The following is a 17199-nucleotide window of genomic DNA, read 5'->3' on the forward strand; positions in this document are numbered from 1 at the left end:
CCTGTATGAAATCAATGCAGACCCAGTACATCCTGCATGTCGTAAAGCCCTGGCGCCTTGCCGTCGAGCCACATTGCAGCCCGCACGGCACCCTTGGCAAAGGTCATGCGACTGGATGCCTTGTGGGTGATCTCGACCCGCTCGCCGTCTGCTGCGAACAGCACGGTATGGTCGCCGACAACGTCACCGGCACGAATGGTCGCAAACCCGATGGTCTGACGATCACGCGCGCCGGTCTGGCCTTCACGGCCGTAGACAGCGACTTTTTCCAGGTCGCGACCCAGCGCACTGGCAACCACTTCACCCATGCGCAAGGCGGTGCCGGACGGCGCATCGACCTTGTGGCGGTGGTGCGCCTCGGTGATTTCGATATCGACCTCATCACCCAGAACACGCGCGGCGGTGTCCAGCAACTTCAAGCAAAGGTTTACACCAATGCTGAAGTTGGCAGCGAACACAATCGGGATGTCTTTACCCGCTTCGACCAGACGCAGCTTCTCTTCGGCACTGAAGCCAGTCGTGCCGATAATCATGGCCTTGCCGGCCTTACGGCAGAACGCCAGATTTTTCAGCGTTACCGAAGGGTGGGTGAAGTCGATCAACACGTCGAACTCATCCGCCACTTTTGCCAGGTCGCCCGACAACGGCACACCGATACGACCCAGCGCAGCCAGCTCGCCTGCATCCGCACCCACCAGCGTGCTGTCAGGACGATCGATAGCGGCGGTCAACCCGGCACCCGGTGCCTGCTGAACTGCCTCGATCAAGGTCTTGCCCATGCGCCCGGCGGCGCCCACTACAGCAATACGTCGCATGCCCTGCTCCCGTTGATAGCCTTACAGATCGCCGAAGAAACGCTTCACACCCTCGAACCAGCCACTGGCCTTGGGAGAGTGGGACTCGTCGTTTTCAAGCGAAGTGCGGAACTCTTCAAGCAGCTCGCGCTGACGCTTGCTCAGGTTGACCGGAGTTTCGACTGCTACACGGCACATCAAGTCACCAGCACCGCCGCCACGCACCGGAGCGACACCCTTGCCGCGCAAGCGGAACTGCTTGCCGGTCTGGGTACCTTCGGGGATTTTCAGTTTGACGCGACCATCAAGGGTCGGCACTTCAAGCTCGCCACCCAGCGCGGCATCGGTAAAGCTGATCGGCACTTCGCAGAACAGGTGCTTGCCGTCACGCTGGAAGATCGCGTGTTCGCGCACATTGATCACGACATACAGGTCGCCGGTCGGCCCACCCTGAGTACCCGCTTCGCCTTCGCCAGACAGACGAATGCGGTCACCGGTATCGACACCTGGCGGCACCTTGACCGAAAGCGTCTTGGACTCTTCGACACGACCTTCACCGTGGCACGAATCGCACGGGTCGGAAATAATCTTGCCGTGGCCATGGCAGCGTGGGCAGGTTTGCTGCACAGAGAAGAAACCCTGCTGCATGCGGACCTGACCGATACCACCGCACGTAGGACAGGTAACGGGCGACGAGCCTTTCTTGGCACCGCTGCCATCGCACGGCTTGCAGTTGACCAGTGTCGGAACGCGGATATTCACGTTAGTACCGCGAACCGCTTCTTCCAGATTCAGCTCCAGCGTATAGCGCAGATCGCTGCCGCGCTGGGCACCGCCACGACCACCGCCGCCACCGCCGCGGCCACCGCCAAAGAAATCACTGAACACATCACCGAAGATGTCGGAGAAATTGGCACCACCGGCACCACCACCAAAACCGCCGCCGCCACCCATGCTCGGGTCGACACCAGCATGGCCATACTGATCGTAGGCCGCGCGTTTGCTGGCGTCGGAAAGCACTTCGTAGGCCTCGTTGGCCTCTTTGAACAGCTCTTCCGATGCTTTGTCATCAGGGTTGCGGTCAGGGTGATGCTTCATCGCCAGACGGCGATAAGCCTTCTTCAGGTCCGCCTCGCTGGAGCCTCGCTCCACTCCCAACACTTCGTAATAATCACGCTTTGCCATAATTCTTCCGCACTCTTGAGGACGTTCGGCAAGACCCTCCTGAGCCCTGCCAAACTCGTTGAGCCCCATACAGGCCCCGGACCCAACTCACGTCAATTCAACGATCCTGGTCTTCGTTCAACAACCAGATGGATCTGGCCGAGAAAGCGGCAGAATGATTCGCCACGCAGGAGCGTAGCGATCTTGCCACATGGCTTGCGGAGCAAATCCGCACGCCGAAATTTTGCTTGTTCCAGACACGCCAACGCGGGAGCAAGCTCCCGCGCGGCGACATCCTACCAGTCAGCGCTCGAAAGAGGTCAACCGGCGTTCAAGTGAGCCTGCGCTTACTTGTGGTCTTTCACTTCTTCGAACTCGGCATCGACAACGTCGTCAGCCTTGGCGTTCTCTTCAGCAGGCTTGGCCGCTGCTTCAGGGTTTTCGGCCTGCTCGGCGTACATCTTCTGAGCGATTGGCGCGGAAACCTTCGACAGCTCTTCAACCTTGGCTTCGATGGCAGCCTTGTCGTCGCCTTTGATAGCGGCTTCCAGAGCAACCAGCGCAGCCTCGACAGCCGTCTTCTCTTCAGCAGTGACCTTGTCTCCTGCATCAGCGATCATCTTGCGAGTCGAGTGGACCAGTGCATCACCCTGGTTACGGGCAGAGGCCAGCTCTTCGAACTTGCGATCTTCTTCGGAATTGACCTCAGCATCACGGACCATTTGCTGAATTTCTTCCTCGGACAGACCGGAGTTGGCCTTGATCACGATGGACTGCTGCTTGCCGGTCGCCTTGTCTTTCGCGCCAACATGCAAAATGCCGTTTGCGTCGATGTCGAAGGTTACTTCGATCTGTGGCACGCCACGTGGAGCAGGTGGAATCTCGGCCAGGTCGAACTTGCCCAAGGACTTATTCTGACCGGCTTGCTTGCGCTCACCCTGCAGTACGTGGATGGTTACCGCGTTCTGGTTGTCATCGGCAGTCGAGAACACCTGGGATTTCTTGGTAGGAATCGTGGTGTTTTTCTCGATCAGCGCAGTCATCACGCCGCCCATGGTTTCGATACCCAGAGTCAGCGGGCTGACGTCGAGCAGCAGAACGTCTTTGACATCACCGGCCAATACAGCGCCCTGAATAGCAGCACCCATTGCAACGGCTTCGTCAGGGTTGACGTCTTTACGTGCTTCTTTGCCGAAGAACTCGGTTACCAGCTTCTGCACCAGCGGCATACGGGTCTGACCACCGACCAGAATCACGTCGTTGATCTTGCTTCTGTCGATGCCAGCATCTTTAAGCGCCATTTCGCAAGGAGCGATGGTGCGCTGAACCAAGTCTTCAACCAGCGATTCCAGCTTGGAGCGCGAAATTTTCACGACCAGGTGCTTTGGACCGGTTGCATCTGCAGTGATGTACGGCAGGTTGACTTCGGTCTGCGTGCTGGAAGAAAGCTCAATCTTGGCTTTCTCGGCAGCTTCTTTCAGACGCTGCATGGCCAGCGGGTCACCCTTGAGGTTCATGCCGCTTTCTTTCTTGAATTCGTCGACGAAGTAGTCGATCAGACGAATGTCAAAGTCTTCACCGCCCAGGAACGTGTCGCCGTTGGTGGCCAACACTTCGAACTGGTGCTCGCCATCGACTTCGGCAATCTCAATGACCGAGACGTCGAAAGTACCGCCACCCAGGTCATAAACGATGACAGTGTGGTCGCCCTTGGCCTTGTCCATACCGTAAGCCAGAGCGGCCGCGGTTGGTTCGTTGATGATGCGCTTGACGTCCAGACCGGCGATACGACCAGCGTCCTTGGTAGCCTGACGCTGACTGTCATTGAAGTAGGCCGGAACGGTGATGACCGCTTCGGTAACCGCTTCACCGAGGTAGTCTTCGGCGGTCTTTTTCATTTTCTTCAGGATTTCAGCGGAAATCTGAGGAGGTGCCATTTTCTGGCCATTCACTTCAACCCAGGCATCACCGTTGTCAGCCTTGACGATCTTGTAAGGGACCATCTGGATGTCTTTCTGAACGACATCCTCTTCAAACTTACGACCAATCAGACGCTTTACCGCATACAGCGTGTTGTGCGGATTGGTAACGGCCTGACGCTTGGCGGACTGACCAACCAGGATCTCACCGTCATTGGCATAAGCAATGATCGAAGGTGTAGTACGAGTACCTTCTGCGTTCTCGATAACCTTGACGTTACCGTTTTCCAGAATGGAGACGCAGGAGTTGGTAGTCCCCAGGTCGATACCGATAATTCTGCCCATCTTGACTCTCCCGAAACTTGCAAAACTTGGATTTGGTTGCCGCCGGTGCATCTACACCGTGCGGTAGCTCTTAAACGCTTGACCTTTAAATGGGGGCCTTACAGCTGATTTCAAGCCTGCTCGTTGATTGACGGCGTTGCAGGCGACGGTGCCTTGCTGACCACGACCATGGCCGGGCGCAACAGGCGACCATTAAGCTGATAACCCTTCTGGAATACCTTGAGCACAGTATTAGGCTCGACGTCGGCACTTTCCTGCATGGCCATCGCCTGGTGCTGGTCGGCACTGAACGGTTGACCATGTGGATCAATGGCTTCCAACTGATAACGCTTGAGGGTGTCCTGAAACATCTTCAAGGTCAGCTCGATGCCTTCACGCATCGGGCGAATGCTTTCATCGTCCGGACTGGACAGATCAAGGCCTCGCTCCAGACTGTCGATGATCGGCAACAGATCACCGGCAAATTTTTCCAGCGCAAACTTGTGCGCCTTTTCAACATCCTGCTCGGCACGGCGGCGGACATTCTGCAGATCCGCAGCCACGCGAAGGGATTGGTCCTGCGCAGCAGCCAGTTGCTCTTCGAGCACCTGCACGCGAGTTGTCAGTTCATCACCCGCGCCCGCTTCGGCAGCCTGATCCTGAGCCTGCGCATCCAGATTCTGTTCGTCAGCCATACATGTTCTCCTCTAAAAACGTCCGCGATCCCGATTCGCGCTTCTGTCCACCTATATGGGATCGGAATTTCCGGCTTCAAGGGTTTCATGCAATCGAGATACGCATTCCCTGACAAATAATGCGGATTCCGGACGAGCGAAAAATTGCGGGTCGACACAAGAGCGACTAAAAACCACTGCAAACCGATCAAATCGAGCTAAGCGAAGGCATTGTCAGCAACAAATAAAACACTGTATAAATAACCAGACAAACCGCCCGGGAGCCGCTCAATGCTGGTGCACCTTTCCGTACACAATTACGCCATTGTCGAACACCTTGACCTTGAACTGGATCGAGGCATGAGCGTCATCACCGGCGAAACCGGCGCTGGCAAGTCGATCATGCTCGACGCCCTGGGCCTTACGCTGGGCGACCGTGCCGACAGCGGCGTGGTCCGGCCGGGTGCCGACAAGGCCGATATCCTGGCCACATTCGACCTGGGCGACATTCCCGAAGCACAGATCTGGCTCAAAGAGCGCGACCTGGATAACGACGGCCCCTGCATCCTGCGCCGGGTCATTACCGCCGAAGGTCGGTCACGCTCGTACATCAATGGCTCGCCCTGCCCTCAGGGAGATTTGAAGGCGCTGGGCGAATTGCTCATTGATATCCACAGCCAGCATGAGCATCAGTCGCTACTCAAGACCGATACCCACCGACGCCTGCTGGACGAATACGCTGGTGCTACTGACCTGGCCCGTCAGGTCCATCTCGCTGCGCAACGCTGGCGGCAGACGCGACAAGAGCTGGAGCGCCTTTCCAATTCAGGGGACGAGCAGCGCGCACGCCATCAACTGCTCAGCTATCAACTCGAAGAACTGGAAAGCCTGAGCCTGGGCGAAAACGAGCTTGAGCAGCTCGAGCAGGAACACAAAGACCTGACCAATGCCGAAAGCCTGCTGAGCATTTGCCGACAAGTGGTCGAGCAGTGCAGCGAAAGCGATTCCGGCAACGTGCTCAATGCCCTGACTGCCAGCCTGCATAGGCTCGGCAGCGTCGACCATTCGCCGTCCGCCCTGAGCGAGGCTACCGGCTTGCTGTCCAGCGCGCAGATACAGGTAGAAGAAGCGGTAGGCGAACTGAACCGTTTTCTGGATCACTTCGACGCCGATCCGGCCAGACTGCAACAGCTTGAAGAGCGTCTTGATGCCATCTATACACTGGCGCGCAAGCACCGGATCCAGCCAGGTGAAGTGGCCACGCTGCAGCAAAAGCTGCTGGATGAAATAGAAACACTGAATGCCAACGACGAATCCATCGAGCGCCTGGAGCACGAAGTACAGGCATTTGCCCGGCATTACCAAGAGAAGGCCCGCGAACTGAGCGACCTGCGCCGCAATTCGGCAACGACACTGGCCAGCGCTGTAGAGCAGGAAATTCATCGACTGGGCATGCCGGGCGGTCGTTTCCAGATCGACCTTAAAGCCAATGCCAGCGTAGAACCGTCGCCTCACGGTCTTGAGCAGGTAGAGCTACTGGTCAGCGCCAACCCTGGCCAACCACTGAAAGCGTTGGCGAAAGTCGCGTCGGGTGGCGAGCTGTCGCGCATCAGCCTTGCGATTCAGGTTATTACTGCACAAACCTCGCGGGTGCCGACGCTGGTATTCGACGAAGTCGACGTGGGCATTGGCGGGCCGACGGCCGAGATCGTGGGGCAACTGCTGCGTCGCCTGGGCGAGCGCGGCCAAGTCATGACCGTTACCCACCTGCCGCAGGTTGCCGCGCAGGGCCATCAGCATCTGTTTGTGCACAAGGTCCGCGACAACGACGCCACGCGTACGGCGGTCTCAAAGCTCAGCAAGACCGAGCGTATAGAAGAAGTGGCCCGAATGCTGGGGGGCATCGACCTGACCAAGGAATCTCTGGCGCACGCCAAAAAGATGGTCGTTACCGCTAAAAGCTGAACCGCAGAAAGCACAAAGGCGACACGGGGTCGCCTTTGGTGCTGGTTTTTACGCCGTCTGGCTTACGCCTTCTTGTTGCGGACGTAGAGCACCAGATTGTGGTCAACCAGATCAAAGCCGTGTCTTTCGACAATAGCCTTTTGAAGCTTCTCGATTTCTTCGTCGAAGAACTCGATCACCTCACCGGACTCCACGTTGACCATGTGGTCGTGATGGCCGCCATCAGCCAGCTCAAACACAGCATGACCGCCGTCGAAATTGTGGCGCACCACTAATCCAGCAGCTTCAAACTGGGTCAGAACACGGTAAACCGTGGCCAGGCCGACGTCCTCGCTTGCCTCCATAAGCGCCTTGTAGACATCCTCGGCACTCATGTGGCGCTGCTCGGCAGAATCGAGCATTTGGAGTATTTTAACCCTTGGTAGGGTTACCTTTAGTCCTGCTTTACGTAGTTCGCTATTTTCAACCATGGTCAGCTTTCTCGCAGACGCTGCTTCGCAGCTTCTCTTAATGCAGGTATGATCGGGGTTTACGTTGTCCCAGCCAAGATAGTGGAAGTCGCCCACCGATGCAAAACACCAAGCTCTTGCTAACCAGTTTCACCTTCGTGGGACTGCTCGCACTCGCCGGTTGTTCATTCCCCGGGGTTTACAAAATCGACATCCAGCAGGGTAATGTCGTCACGCAGGACATGATAGACCAGTTACGCCCCGGAATGACCCGACGGCAAGTACGGTTTATCATGGGCAACCCCCTGTTGACCGACACTTTCCACTCCGATCGGTGGGATTACCTGTACAGCCTGCAGCCAGGTGGCGGTGAACGCCAGCAGGAGCGTGTCAGCCTTATATTCAACGGCAATGACCAGCTTGTGAGCCTGTCTGGCGACTTCATGCCCGGTGTCAGCCGCGATGAAGCCATTCTCGGCAAAGGCAGCGATACCACTGTCCCGGCAGAGAATCAGCCGGTGCAGAAGCCTGAAGAGCCGGCCAAGCCAGGTTCGTTGCTGGACAAGATCCAGAAAGACGTGGACAGCGTCGAGACCGTACCTGTCCCGACCCAAGAGCCTCTGGACACCAACTCTCGTTAGTCCTCAGCGCTCAACAAAAAGCCCGGCATGCCGGGCTTTTTTGTGCCTTTCGTTCAGTCAGCGTTCAGCCGGGAAGCGTCCGTTTCTCCCGCGCCCTGGCGGCACGCAGACGCCTGATCTCCATGGGATCGGCCAACAGCGGACGATAGATCTCGATTCGCTCACCCGCCTCCAGCACCCGTGTGGAAGGATCAGCCACCACCTTGCCGAAGATGCCCACGGCACACTGCGTCAGATCCAGCTCCGGAAACTGCCTGTCCATGCCACTGAGAGCCAGTGCCTGACGCACCGAAGAGCCTGCCGGAACATCCAGCGTCATTAACACCTGACGCTGCACAGAGGCGTACACCACCTCAATCTGAATCACTGCTTCAGCCATGCAGCTCTTTCGCTCGCTGGCAGAACGCGTCCACCAACGTATTGGCCGCCTGATTGAACAGCGGCCCGAGCGTGGCGCGAACGATAGAGCCGGCATAATCGAAGGACAGATCCAGGCTGATCTTGCAGGCCTTCTCGCCCAGCGGCTTGAATGTCCAGACGCCATGAAACTGCTCAAAAGGCCCCTCAACCAGGTCCATCACGATCGACTCGCCTGGGGTAAGCGTGTTGCGCGTCATGAACTTCTGGCTCAGACCGCCCTTGGCAATTTCCAGGCTGGCGCGCATCTGCGCTTCGCTGGACTCGAGCACGGTGGCAGAGGAACACCACGGCAGAAACTCGGGATAACGGGCCACATCATTGACCAGGTCATAAAGAAACCCGGCCGGGTACGGCAGTAAAGCAGAGCGTTGTATATGCGTAGTCATGTGAGCGTCATTTCCAGAGCTGAGCGGCAAACACCACAAGAATGCCGAGCGGCGCCACGTAGCGCATCAAAAAGAACGTCAGGTTGAAGAGCAACGGACTGCGAATCGACAACTCGTCACGCACCGTCTCACGGCTCATCACCCAACCAGCGAATACCACAAAACACAACCCACCCAGCGGCAACATGATCCGCGAAGTGAAGAAATCAATGACTCCAAAGAAGTCCAGGCCAGTCGATGCGCCCCACTGGTAGAGGTGGAATACACCTCCATCGTTCACGAAAAACTTGGCTTTTTGCCAGATATTGAACGAGAACACCGTTCCCAGCCCCACAAACCAGCAGGTAAATGCCAGCCAGAACGTCACCCACGCGCGGCGAATACGGGTGCGCTCAACCAGATAGGCAACCATGGGTTCAAGCAGCGAAATCGCCGAGCTCCAGGCCGCTACAGCCACCAGCACGAAGAATACGACGCCCATCAACTGCCCGAATGCCACGTTGCCGAACGCGTATGGCAACGTTACAAACATCAGGCCCGGCCCCTCACTCGGGTTCAGGCCGGCAGCAAAAACGATAGGGAACAGTGCAAGGCCCGCCAGCAGCGAAACAAAGGTGTCGAGCAACGCGATGCCAACAACCGTGGTGCTGATGGATGCGCCCTTGGTCATGTAAGCGCCGTAGACCATGATCGAGCCGACACCGACGCTCAGGGAAAAGAACGCATGCCCCATCGCAGGCAGCAAACCATCCAGTACCTTGTCGGGATTGAAGTCGAACATGAAATGCACGCCTTCCATGAAATGCCCGGTGGTCAGGCTATAGCCCAACAGCGCCAGCATCAGCAGGAACAGCATCGGCATCATGATGCGCAGGCTCTTCTCCAGACCGGCCTCAACACCCTTTCCGATCACCACCGCCGAAAGCAGCATGAAAATGGTGTGCCACAGAATCAGACGCCATGGGTCGGCAATCACCGCGCCGAAATAGGCACCGACCTGATCCGGCGAAACACCCTGAAAATCGCCGCGCCCCATGTCGATGATGTAATCCAGCGACCAGCCGCCCACCACACTATAAAAGGAGAGAATCAGCAAAGCCGTGATCATTCCGGCAAAAGCGCCCCATGACCATCGCGCCGAATGCCCCGCTTCCAGCGCCAGCGTCTTGAGCGCATTTGCAGGACTGAGTCGGGAACGACGGCCAATCAGCGTCTCGGCGATCATGACCGGAATGCCGATCAGCGCGATGCACGCCAGAAACACCAGTACAAATGCACCGCCGCCATAGGCACCGACCATGTACGGAAATTTCCATATGCTGCCCAGCCCCACGGCAGAACCTGTGGCAGCCAGGATGAACACCCAGCGGCTTGCCCAGCTACCGTGGACTGAAACCTTGTCCGTCGACATTATCGAAACGCCCAGCCAAAAAAGATCGCGCATTGTCCGGGATTCAACCTTTGTGCTCAAGCACGCGCTTTCCCATAGCCGACATTGATGCAACTCCTTATAATGCGCCCCCTATGGCTAAGCTCAAGAAAAACCCTACAGGGACCATCGCGCAAAATAAAAAGGCGCGTCACGATTACTTCATCGAACACAAGTTCGAGGCCGGTCTGGTCCTGGCTGGCTGGGAAGTAAAAAGCCTGCGTGCCACCAAGGTACAGCTGGTCGACAGTTACGTGCTGCTCAAGGATGGCGAGGCCTGGCTGATGGGTTGCCACATCACGCCTCTCAAGACTGCCAGCACGCACGTCATCGCTGACCCGACACGCACCCGAAAACTGCTGCTGAACAAGCGCGAGCTCGAAAAGCTCACCAGCTCGGTTCAACAGAAAGGCTATGCCTGCGTGGCCCTTTCCGTTTACTGGAAGGAGCACTTGATCAAGTGCGAAATCGCGCTGGGTAAAGGTAAAAAGGAATACGACAAACGCCACACCGAGCGTGAACGCGACTCGGACCGTGAGCTACAGCGTGCCGTGCGCTCCAAGGGCAAGGACGACTAACTTCCTGCCTGTGCCAAATGCCTGTAACGGGCATTTGGCAGTGCGCACTTTCAATCCATCTGCCCCTTATCCCACCCCGCACAATCACAACCTCAACGCGAAGATCGCCCCACTTTGGTGCCTTAACCGCCCAATGTGGCTTTTTCGCATCTGTCTGAAAATAAAATAGAACGCCTGCGCTACAGCACAGTCAATCCTTTAGGCCCTGAACATGAACGGGCTTTCAAACCCTCGGGCGACGGCCTCAACGACCGGCCATACCGAGTCCACAGGTTATAAGGAGAGACACATGATGCGTACCGCCCTCACTGGATTGTTCCTCAGCGCCGCCCTGTTGGCTTCGCCGGTTTTTGCCGCCGATGATTTGTGCGCTGCAAACATCAAAACGATTGAAAATGCTCAGGTTTCTTCCGGCACCAACCTGAGCCCGGAAAACAAGACAATGCTACAAACCACTGAGCAAAACGCCAAAGCGGCTCAAGCTCAGAACGACGAGAAAAAATGCGTCGAAATCACCACCAAGGTGATCACCTCGCTGAAAAACACCGGCTCGGGCAGCGAAGGCACCAAGTAACCCCTTCGATCAGGCTCGCCACCCGGCTAGCCTGATCGATTGCAGCAAACGGGTCGACGTGGCACGCCAATCGGCGTACACTGCGCCCCAGCGACTGCGAAAGCAGTCTCGGGGCCGATTTGGATTCGACGCCGGTGATGAAACTTTAGGTGCATGCCGAGTTGGTAACAGAACTCGTAAATCCACTGTTGCAACTTTCTATAGTTGCCAATGACGAAAACTACGGTGCTCAACTAGCTGCGTAAGCAGCCTAGCCGCACTTCTGGTAGCTTCGGCTCCAGCAATCATCAGGGGATGTCTGTAAACCCAAAATGATTGTCATATAGAACAGAATCGCCGTGCAGTACGCTGTGGACGAATCGGCTAAAACTTACACAGCTCGCCCAAAGCACCCTGCCCGTCGGGTCGCTGAGGGTTAACTTAATAGACACGGCTACGCATGTAGTACCGACAGCGGAGTACTGGCGGACGGGGGTTCAAATCCCCCCGGCTCCACCATACAAGCGTTACAAATAAAGCACTTCGCGTTCATCGCAAGTGCTTTTTTTGTGCCTTTTTGGGCCGTATTGGCTCAGTAATGCCGGCTTTATTACAGCCTTGGCTGCCCGGCGGGCCTGATTTTCTACTGAAAATTTTTTGCCCCCCTCTCTGCACAATGCGCGTCCTACACCACAGACTGAGCGATTCACATCAAAAATGCTTCCGTGTAGTATCAAAAGCTCTGGATCGCATTAAAAGGAATTGAAGATGTCATTAGAAGCATATCTGCAGATCGAAGGAGTTCCCGGCGAGACTCTCTCAGAAGGCTACGAAAACTGGATCGAGCTGCAAGACTTCGACCTTTCGGCTAGCCAGACTGCCTCAGCTACCTCCACATCGGCCGGCGGTGCAACCTCGGGCAGGGCCTACATGAGCGACATGCTCGTTCGTAAGGCTGTTGATAATGCCACCCCAAAGCTTCATGAGGCATGCTGCAGCGGTAAGCACTTCAAGCAGGTATCTGTGCATCTTTTCCGTGCTGGCGACCCAAAAGTCAAATACCTGGAGATAAAACTCGAAGAAGTTATTATCAGTTCTTTTTCATTAACGGGCAATGGCGACCAGGATAACAGTTTCCCAAGCGAACTTATCGCTCTGAACTATGGAAGAATTCAACTTATTTACTCCAAGCAAAGTCGAAAAACAGGGCAAAGCGCTGGACAAATTGCTGGCGGCTGGGATGCTATCAGTAACAAGATATTTTCATAACTACTCATTAGATTTCGCAGGGACAGGCGATGAATTACGAAATGCCAGCAGTCATTCCTCCCGGAGTCAATGTAGACGTCCACATGAAGCTCGCGAACGATCAGTGGAAAAAAGATCCTAGCACGGGTGCGTTCATGAGTTGGTTTTACTACAAAGTACGTAACAAGAGCCCGTGGGACTACAAGCAGAAACATCCAGAGTGGGAAGACTTCGGCAATTTTCATTACGGCGCTGTTGGGACAGCCGGTCAATTAACTGAACAGCTTCTACTGAGAGCCGCTGGGTTCGCCCAAGGAGAAGCCAAAACACGAAAGCATAAGTGGGGCCATTGGTTCTGGCTGCCTCCATACGGGGATGACCCTAAAGACCAGAAATGGATAAAAATGGGGATCTTGTATGCAAAATCCAAAGGATACTAACTTCAGATTTACTTACAAGAATTCATTTTGGATACTTGTGATCTTTTTAATAGCCAAGACGTTTCTTGGTGACTTTTTTGATTTCGGTAGTGACGCAGATGAAGTAGTGTTAAAACGGCGGCTTCCTCAGGGTGATTGGCTGTATGTTACGCGCTACGGCGCCATGGCTACCGACGTGGACACACTACGCTTTTTCATTAGCAAACCGCTTGAAGGCGATGATTCAGAAGTATTACATAAACTTAATAAGGAAAGCGAATTCCTCATCACGGATAGCTCTTTAGAAAACGTCGCAATACATGACACACCCAATGGCGTAGGAATCACGGTAAAGGGTGCTGTCTACCGTTACTTTAGCAAGGAGTATGTCACTGAAGGCGACGACCTTAGAAGTTACAGAATTACGCTAACTCAAGAAGATACTACGCCAAGGGACTGACAGATAAATCTTAACTTTAGAGCTAACTGTATCGATAATTTCCGACAAGCCCTAGCTAGAACTTGCTGTTCCGAGTCGAACGAAATTGGACGTTAGACTCTTAGTTAAACCAGCGGCTAGGTACAGCCACACTCGGCTAACGTCCGTTATCGGAAGGTCTTATACCGCATGCTAGCCCAACAAGATCGGAGACATAACGCTGAACACCTACAACTTTATCGAAGATAAGCAAGGTGCTATTTTAAAATGGATAAAAACGATCTGAACCATGACATCCTTAATTATTTCATAGAGAGAATCTACTTTTATGTTGGGTTCGGCAAAAAAGCATTTGAAATTCTCAGCCTCGCCACCAGAGTCAGTTGGGATCTAGGTCTTGACGGTGACGATGCCAGTGACTTCATGGAAGATTTTTTCGAACACCTTGGCGTCGACCGCGGCGACTACGACCACTATCGTTATTTCAAGCCTGAAGGGACTGATATTTTCGTGTTCTTCAGATCTAAAGATCGGCGTGCAAAGACAGTAATGACGTTAGGCATGCTGTATGAAGCAGCCCAGGTGAAGTCATGGAACTGCGAAACTCTTGAAAAAGCAAGCTTTAGTAGCTTGCCAATTTACAGTAAAACCGAAGAAATCCCTATTGATGGATTTAGTATAAAAACACAATGACTTTGATACCGGAGGCTTAACTGTAGCGGTCAACTGAATCAGTTATGGACATCGTCGAACATCTTCTACTTCGGCGTGCATTGAGAATTGAAGCAGATAGTTTTAAGCAAAATCCCCCCCCAAAAAAAACGCCTAAGAAAGGCCTTAAACAGGAATCATTTTTTAGTGCCCTTTCAGTCTAAGAAATAAAAAAGCCCAGCGTGGTTGCTGGGCTAATAGCGTCCTTAATCCTACAATCTGCTCAGAAGCTCAGTTTTTTTTGAGGAAAACTCTTTTTCAGTCAAGTGTCCGGCAGACTTCAGCTCAGCCAATCGGGTCAGCGCATCCATTATATTAAAGCCCTCCACTTGAGAAGACGTGGGTAGTGGATGCGTTACACTTCGACCAGACTCTATCGCATCAACCAGTATCTGATCTTGCTCTTTCTTGAATGACTTGAACTCAAGGGAATCGTGTGACGTATGAAGTCGTATTGAGCGGTGCCCCATAAACGACTTACGTTCGATGGATGTGATTGCCTTGAGAGGGATCGTTTCATTCACCTCGCCAAAAAAACCAGCGCGGTAAAAAATAGCTCTGGCAGTGGTGACAATCATTGAGCCATTTTGCTGGGTATTCTTCCCCTTGCCCATCATTTCACCGATATATCCATCTCCCCAAGCCACCACCTGCTCCCCCGACTGCAGGTGCTTTCCTCTGAATTTCATGACGTGTTTTGATTCCTTAGACACTTTTATGCTCCTTGCTATTAGCTCTAGCTGCGATCATAGCCAAACATAATGTCGGCAGCTAGCAAAAAACCATTCCCGAATTCAAACAGGATCGCCACCTCAGGTTAACACCTTCCTAAATCGAAAAGCCCCGCCCATGGCGGTGCGTGTCACAAGCCGCTCCAAGAAATGTGCGAAAAATCGGCCACGAAAAGCGAAAGGTCCTACAATCTCAGCCTACGTTTTCTGATCGTATTTTGTGTGCTGCCAGCAAACCCGCCTGCACCAGCAAAAAACTACGATTAATTCTGAGCTTGGAGCTCTAAGGACCTCGTGTGATCGTATACGCTGCGACCAAACAGCAGTTTCTCAAAGACAGCGATAACGACGATATTGAAGAAGTGATTCTCAGGCATTTCAAGGAAGCCACCGGAAAGAAGGTTGGCGCTTCTGAGATCAAATCCTGGCAGGGATCACTGACTTACATGGCTAAGGTGCTGCGAGACGACAGTCTACCCAGCGACGCAGGATTGGCTATCGAGCTGCACATCCCCCAGTCATCGAAACGTATCGATTTCTTGCTGACAGGCCGTGATGAGTTTCAGGCAAAAAACGCGGTTTTGATTGAGCTAAAGCAGTGGAGCAAGGCAACCGCAACCACAAAGGATGCCATCGTAAAAACGGCGTTGGGTGGCAGCCAAGTCGAGACTATCCACCCCTCTTATCAGGTATGGTCGTACGCCGCATTACTGGAGGGCTTTAACGAAGCCGTCTATGACAAAAGCATCGAGGTACGTCCCTGTGCCTACCTACATAACTATGTCAGCGACGGAGTCATCAATTCTGCTCACTACGAACCCTATACCAGCAGAGCACCTTTGTTCCTTAAAGGCCCCGCAGAGCTCGAAAAACTGCGAGTTTTCCTCAAGAAACACATTGTTCACGGTGACAATAAAGAGGTGCTTTACGAGCTTTCGAACGGAAAAATTCGCCCGTCCAAAGCTTTGTCTGAAGCCCTAAGTGGGCTAATGAAAGGCAAGCCTGAGTTCATATTGATCGATGATCAAAAGACCATTTTCGAGTCCGCTCTCTCGGCAGCAAGCCAAGCGACTATCGAAGTACCAAAAGTGTTGATTATTGAGGGTGGTCCGGGTACCGGAAAAACGGTATTGGCGATTAACTTGCTGGTAAGGCTCACCGCCTTGAGCCTGTTGAGCAAATATGTGTCCAAAAATGCTGCCCCACGCAAAGTTTACGAGAGTAAATTGATCGGCACAGTAAAGCGAACCCACTTCTCTAATTTCTTTTCCGGTTCGGGTGCATTCATCGATACCGAACCTAATACCTATGATGTGCTCATCATCGATGAGGCTCATAGGCTCAATGAAAAAAGTGGCTTGTACGGAAACCTTGGCGAAAACCAAATCAAGGAGCTGATCGATTCAGCAAAGTGCTCAATCTTCTTTATCGACGAAGATCAGCGCGTGACCCTGAGCGACATCGGTAGCAAGCAGGCGATTCGCGCATTTGCCAAAGCCAAAGGCGCGACCGTGGAAGAGTATGTGCTGTCATCCCAGTTCCGTTGCAGTGGCTCTGATGGCTACGTTGCGTGGTTGGACAACGTATTGGAGATTCGCCCAACAGCTCACCCCCTGCTCGACACCAGAGACTATGAGTTCAAGGTGTTCGATTCGCCTCAAGCCATGCATGCCGCTATAGAGCAGAAAAATCACGGCAACAAGGCTCGCGTTGTCGCGGGGTACTGCTGGCCTTGGCTCAGCAAAAAAGACCCCAAGGCTTCGGATATTGTTATCGGCGACGACTACGCACGCCAATGGAATCTGGATCAGGACGGCAGCTTATGGATTATCGCTGAAAACTCCATTGAGCAGGTGGGGTGCATCCATACCTGTCAGGGTCTTGAGGTGGATTACATAGGAGTGATCATCGGGCCGGATCTGGTAGTGCGGAACGGACGAGTGGTGACATCACCACATGACCGAGATAAGCATGATAAGTCGATTCGAGGTTGGAAAAAGTTGATGAAGGAGCAACCTGCCCTAGCGCAACAGGAAACAGACCTGATAATAAAAAACACATATCGAACACTGATGACCCGTGGAATGAAGGGCTGCTTTCTGTACTGCACTGATCCGGAGACCGCGCAGTATTTTGCCGGTAGGCTTGCGGGAGAAAGTAACGACTGACGAGCCATAAAAATCTTGGCCAGGCGTGGCGACGGATAAGGCGAATGTCATTGCATCTGAAGATATCCAAGAAAAAGCCCCAGCAGGTGGGGGCTTTTTCTTCGGTATCGCGAAACTGGAGACTGTCAGAAATTTTGTGTTCGGGCATAACATGTAGCTAGAGGTGCATGTATGCCGACCAAAAAGA

The 17199-nt window shown here is 54.0% G+C and carries 18 protein-coding genes and 1 other RNA gene; 10 read left to right on the forward strand and 9 right to left on the reverse strand.

Annotated elements, in window-relative coordinates; translation table 11 throughout:
- Positions 1-11: 11 nt before the first annotated feature.
- The 4 genes from dapB to grpE form a co-directional block, all read right to left on the reverse strand.
- Positions 12-815, reverse strand: a complete 804-nt coding sequence (dapB, locus tag AO068_RS06970; RefSeq protein ID WP_058407971.1) for a 4-hydroxy-tetrahydrodipicolinate reductase — start codon at positions 813-815, stop codon at positions 12-14.
- A gap of 21 nt (positions 816-836) precedes the next feature.
- Positions 837-1979 carry a molecular chaperone DnaJ gene (gene dnaJ, locus AO068_RS06975; protein ID WP_002555138.1) on the reverse strand — a complete coding sequence of 381 codons (1143 nt, stop codon included), beginning with the start codon at positions 1977-1979 and terminating at the stop codon, positions 837-839.
- 326 nt (positions 1980-2305) lie between these two features.
- A complete protein-coding gene (gene dnaK / locus AO068_RS06980) occupies positions 2306-4222 on the reverse strand; it encodes a molecular chaperone DnaK (RefSeq protein ID WP_005733029.1) in 1917 nt (638 codons plus the stop codon).
- 110 nt (positions 4223-4332) lie between these two features.
- A complete protein-coding gene (grpE, locus tag AO068_RS06985; protein ID WP_003313642.1) occupies positions 4333-4896 on the reverse strand; it encodes a nucleotide exchange factor GrpE in 564 nt (187 codons plus the stop codon).
- A gap of 270 nt (positions 4897-5166) precedes the next feature.
- On the opposite strand from grpE, the gene recN reads away from it, so the two are divergent.
- The gene (gene recN / locus AO068_RS06990; protein WP_058407972.1) at positions 5167-6840 is read left to right on the forward strand and encodes a DNA repair protein RecN; all 1674 of its coding nucleotides are present in this window, start codon (positions 5167-5169) and stop codon (positions 6838-6840) included.
- A gap of 62 nt (positions 6841-6902) precedes the next feature.
- On the opposite strand, the gene fur is transcribed toward recN, so the two are convergent.
- Positions 6903-7310 carry a ferric iron uptake transcriptional regulator gene (gene fur, locus AO068_RS06995; RefSeq protein ID WP_002555142.1) on the reverse strand — a complete coding sequence of 136 codons (408 nt, stop codon included), beginning with the start codon at positions 7308-7310 and terminating at the stop codon, positions 6903-6905.
- Positions 7311-7408: 98 nt separating this feature from the next.
- Between fur and AO068_RS07000 the strand changes: the two genes are divergently transcribed.
- Positions 7409-7930, forward strand: a complete 522-nt coding sequence (locus AO068_RS07000) for an outer membrane protein assembly factor BamE (RefSeq protein WP_002555143.1) — start codon at positions 7409-7411, stop codon at positions 7928-7930.
- Positions 7931-7994: 64 nt separating this feature from the next.
- Here the strand turns inward: AO068_RS07000 and AO068_RS07005 are convergent, their stop codons facing one another.
- From AO068_RS07005 to AO068_RS07015, 3 genes are read right to left on the reverse strand one after another with little or no spacing between them, the layout of a single operon-like run.
- A complete protein-coding gene (locus AO068_RS07005) occupies positions 7995-8309 on the reverse strand; it encodes an RnfH family protein (RefSeq protein WP_057412075.1) in 315 nt (104 codons plus the stop codon).
- A complete protein-coding gene (locus tag AO068_RS07010; RefSeq protein ID WP_004656689.1) occupies positions 8302-8736 on the reverse strand; it encodes a type II toxin-antitoxin system RatA family toxin in 435 nt (144 codons plus the stop codon). Before AO068_RS07010 ends, AO068_RS07005 begins: the two co-directional genes overlap by 8 nt.
- 7 nt (positions 8737-8743) lie before the next feature.
- Positions 8744-10147 carry a sodium-dependent transporter gene (locus tag AO068_RS07015; RefSeq protein WP_029240803.1) on the reverse strand — a complete coding sequence of 468 codons (1404 nt, stop codon included), beginning with the start codon at positions 10145-10147 and terminating at the stop codon, positions 8744-8746.
- A gap of 113 nt (positions 10148-10260) precedes the next feature.
- Between AO068_RS07015 and smpB the strand changes: the two genes are divergently transcribed.
- The 7 genes from smpB (at position 10261) to AO068_RS07045 (ending at position 14095) form a co-directional block, all read left to right on the forward strand.
- A complete protein-coding gene (smpB, locus tag AO068_RS07020; RefSeq protein ID WP_002555146.1) occupies positions 10261-10743 on the forward strand; it encodes an SsrA-binding protein SmpB in 483 nt (160 codons plus the stop codon).
- 289 nt (positions 10744-11032) lie between these two features.
- The gene (locus AO068_RS07025) at positions 11033-11317 is read left to right on the forward strand and encodes a hypothetical protein (RefSeq protein ID WP_058407973.1); all 285 of its coding nucleotides are present in this window, start codon (positions 11033-11035) and stop codon (positions 11315-11317) included.
- Positions 11318-11427: 110 nt separating this feature from the next.
- Positions 11428-11815, forward strand: a transfer-messenger RNA (tmRNA) gene (ssrA, locus tag AO068_RS26125).
- Between the two features lie 249 nt (positions 11816-12064).
- On the forward strand, positions 12065-12565 hold the full coding sequence (locus AO068_RS07030) for an Hcp family type VI secretion system effector (protein WP_003313651.1): 501 nt from the start codon (positions 12065-12067) through the stop codon (positions 12563-12565).
- 29 nt (positions 12566-12594) lie between these two features.
- Positions 12595-12984, forward strand: coding sequence for a polymorphic toxin type 44 domain-containing protein (locus AO068_RS07035; protein ID WP_003313653.1), 390 nt, complete (start codon positions 12595-12597; stop codon positions 12982-12984).
- Positions 12962-13423, forward strand: coding sequence for a hypothetical protein (locus AO068_RS07040; protein WP_005744965.1), 462 nt, complete (start codon positions 12962-12964; stop codon positions 13421-13423). The genes AO068_RS07035 and AO068_RS07040 overlap by 23 nt, the downstream gene beginning before the upstream one ends.
- Positions 13424-13669: 246 nt before the next feature.
- Positions 13670-14095, forward strand: a complete 426-nt coding sequence (locus AO068_RS07045; RefSeq protein WP_058407974.1) for a DUF1493 family protein — start codon at positions 13670-13672, stop codon at positions 14093-14095.
- Between the two features lie 230 nt (positions 14096-14325).
- Here AO068_RS07045 and AO068_RS07050 read toward each other — a convergent pair whose 3' ends face one another.
- The gene (locus AO068_RS07050) at positions 14326-14826 is read right to left on the reverse strand and encodes a PH domain-containing protein (RefSeq protein WP_054068339.1); all 501 of its coding nucleotides are present in this window, start codon (positions 14824-14826) and stop codon (positions 14326-14328) included.
- Between the two features lie 314 nt (positions 14827-15140).
- Here AO068_RS07050 and AO068_RS07055 point away from each other — a divergent pair, with 314 nt between their 5' ends.
- Positions 15141-17012 (forward strand): DUF2075 domain-containing protein, encoded by a 1872-nt coding sequence (locus AO068_RS07055; RefSeq protein WP_057404797.1) that lies wholly within the window; start codon positions 15141-15143, stop codon positions 17010-17012.
- The last annotated feature ends 187 nt before the right edge of the window (positions 17013-17199 follow it).

The sequence above is a fragment of the Pseudomonas sp. ICMP 3272 genome (assembly GCF_001466905.1).
Taxonomy (GTDB): domain Bacteria; phylum Pseudomonadota; class Gammaproteobacteria; order Pseudomonadales; family Pseudomonadaceae; genus Aquipseudomonas; species Aquipseudomonas amygdali.

Excerpts from the sequence above, each read along its gene's own strand:
- AO068_RS07035 (WP_003313653.1), top strand. The coding sequence starts at position 12,595 with ATGAATTACGAAATGCCAGCAGTCATTCCTCCCGGAGTCAATGTAGAC.
- smpB (WP_002555146.1), top strand. The coding sequence starts at position 10,261 with ATGGCTAAGCTCAAGAAAAACCCTACAGGGACCATCGCGCAAAATAAA.
- fur (WP_002555142.1), bottom strand. The coding sequence starts at position 7,310 with ATGGTTGAAAATAGCGAACTACGTAAAGCAGGACTAAAGGTAACCCTA.
- AO068_RS07045 (WP_058407974.1), top strand. The coding sequence starts at position 13,670 with ATGGATAAAAACGATCTGAACCATGACATCCTTAATTATTTCATAGAG.
- AO068_RS07005 (WP_057412075.1), bottom strand. The coding sequence starts at position 8,309 with ATGGCTGAAGCAGTGATTCAGATTGAGGTGGTGTACGCCTCTGTGCAG.
- dapB (WP_058407971.1), bottom strand. The coding sequence starts at position 815 with ATGCGACGTATTGCTGTAGTGGGCGCCGCCGGGCGCATGGGCAAGACC.
- AO068_RS07000 (WP_002555143.1), top strand. The coding sequence starts at position 7,409 with ATGCAAAACACCAAGCTCTTGCTAACCAGTTTCACCTTCGTGGGACTG.
- recN (WP_058407972.1), top strand. The coding sequence starts at position 5,167 with ATGCTGGTGCACCTTTCCGTACACAATTACGCCATTGTCGAACACCTT.
- AO068_RS07010 (WP_004656689.1), bottom strand. The coding sequence starts at position 8,736 with ATGACTACGCATATACAACGCTCTGCTTTACTGCCGTACCCGGCCGGG.
- dnaK (WP_005733029.1), bottom strand. The coding sequence starts at position 4,222 with ATGGGCAGAATTATCGGTATCGACCTGGGGACTACCAACTCCTGCGTC.
- grpE (WP_003313642.1), bottom strand. The coding sequence starts at position 4,896 with ATGGCTGACGAACAGAATCTGGATGCGCAGGCTCAGGATCAGGCTGCC.
- AO068_RS07025 (WP_058407973.1), top strand. The coding sequence starts at position 11,033 with ATGATGCGTACCGCCCTCACTGGATTGTTCCTCAGCGCCGCCCTGTTG.
- AO068_RS07040 (WP_005744965.1), top strand. The coding sequence starts at position 12,962 with ATGCAAAATCCAAAGGATACTAACTTCAGATTTACTTACAAGAATTCA.
- dnaJ (WP_002555138.1), bottom strand. The coding sequence starts at position 1,979 with ATGGCAAAGCGTGATTATTACGAAGTGTTGGGAGTGGAGCGAGGCTCC.
- AO068_RS07015 (WP_029240803.1), bottom strand. The coding sequence starts at position 10,147 with ATGTCGACGGACAAGGTTTCAGTCCACGGTAGCTGGGCAAGCCGCTGG.
- AO068_RS07030 (WP_003313651.1), top strand. The coding sequence starts at position 12,065 with ATGTCATTAGAAGCATATCTGCAGATCGAAGGAGTTCCCGGCGAGACT.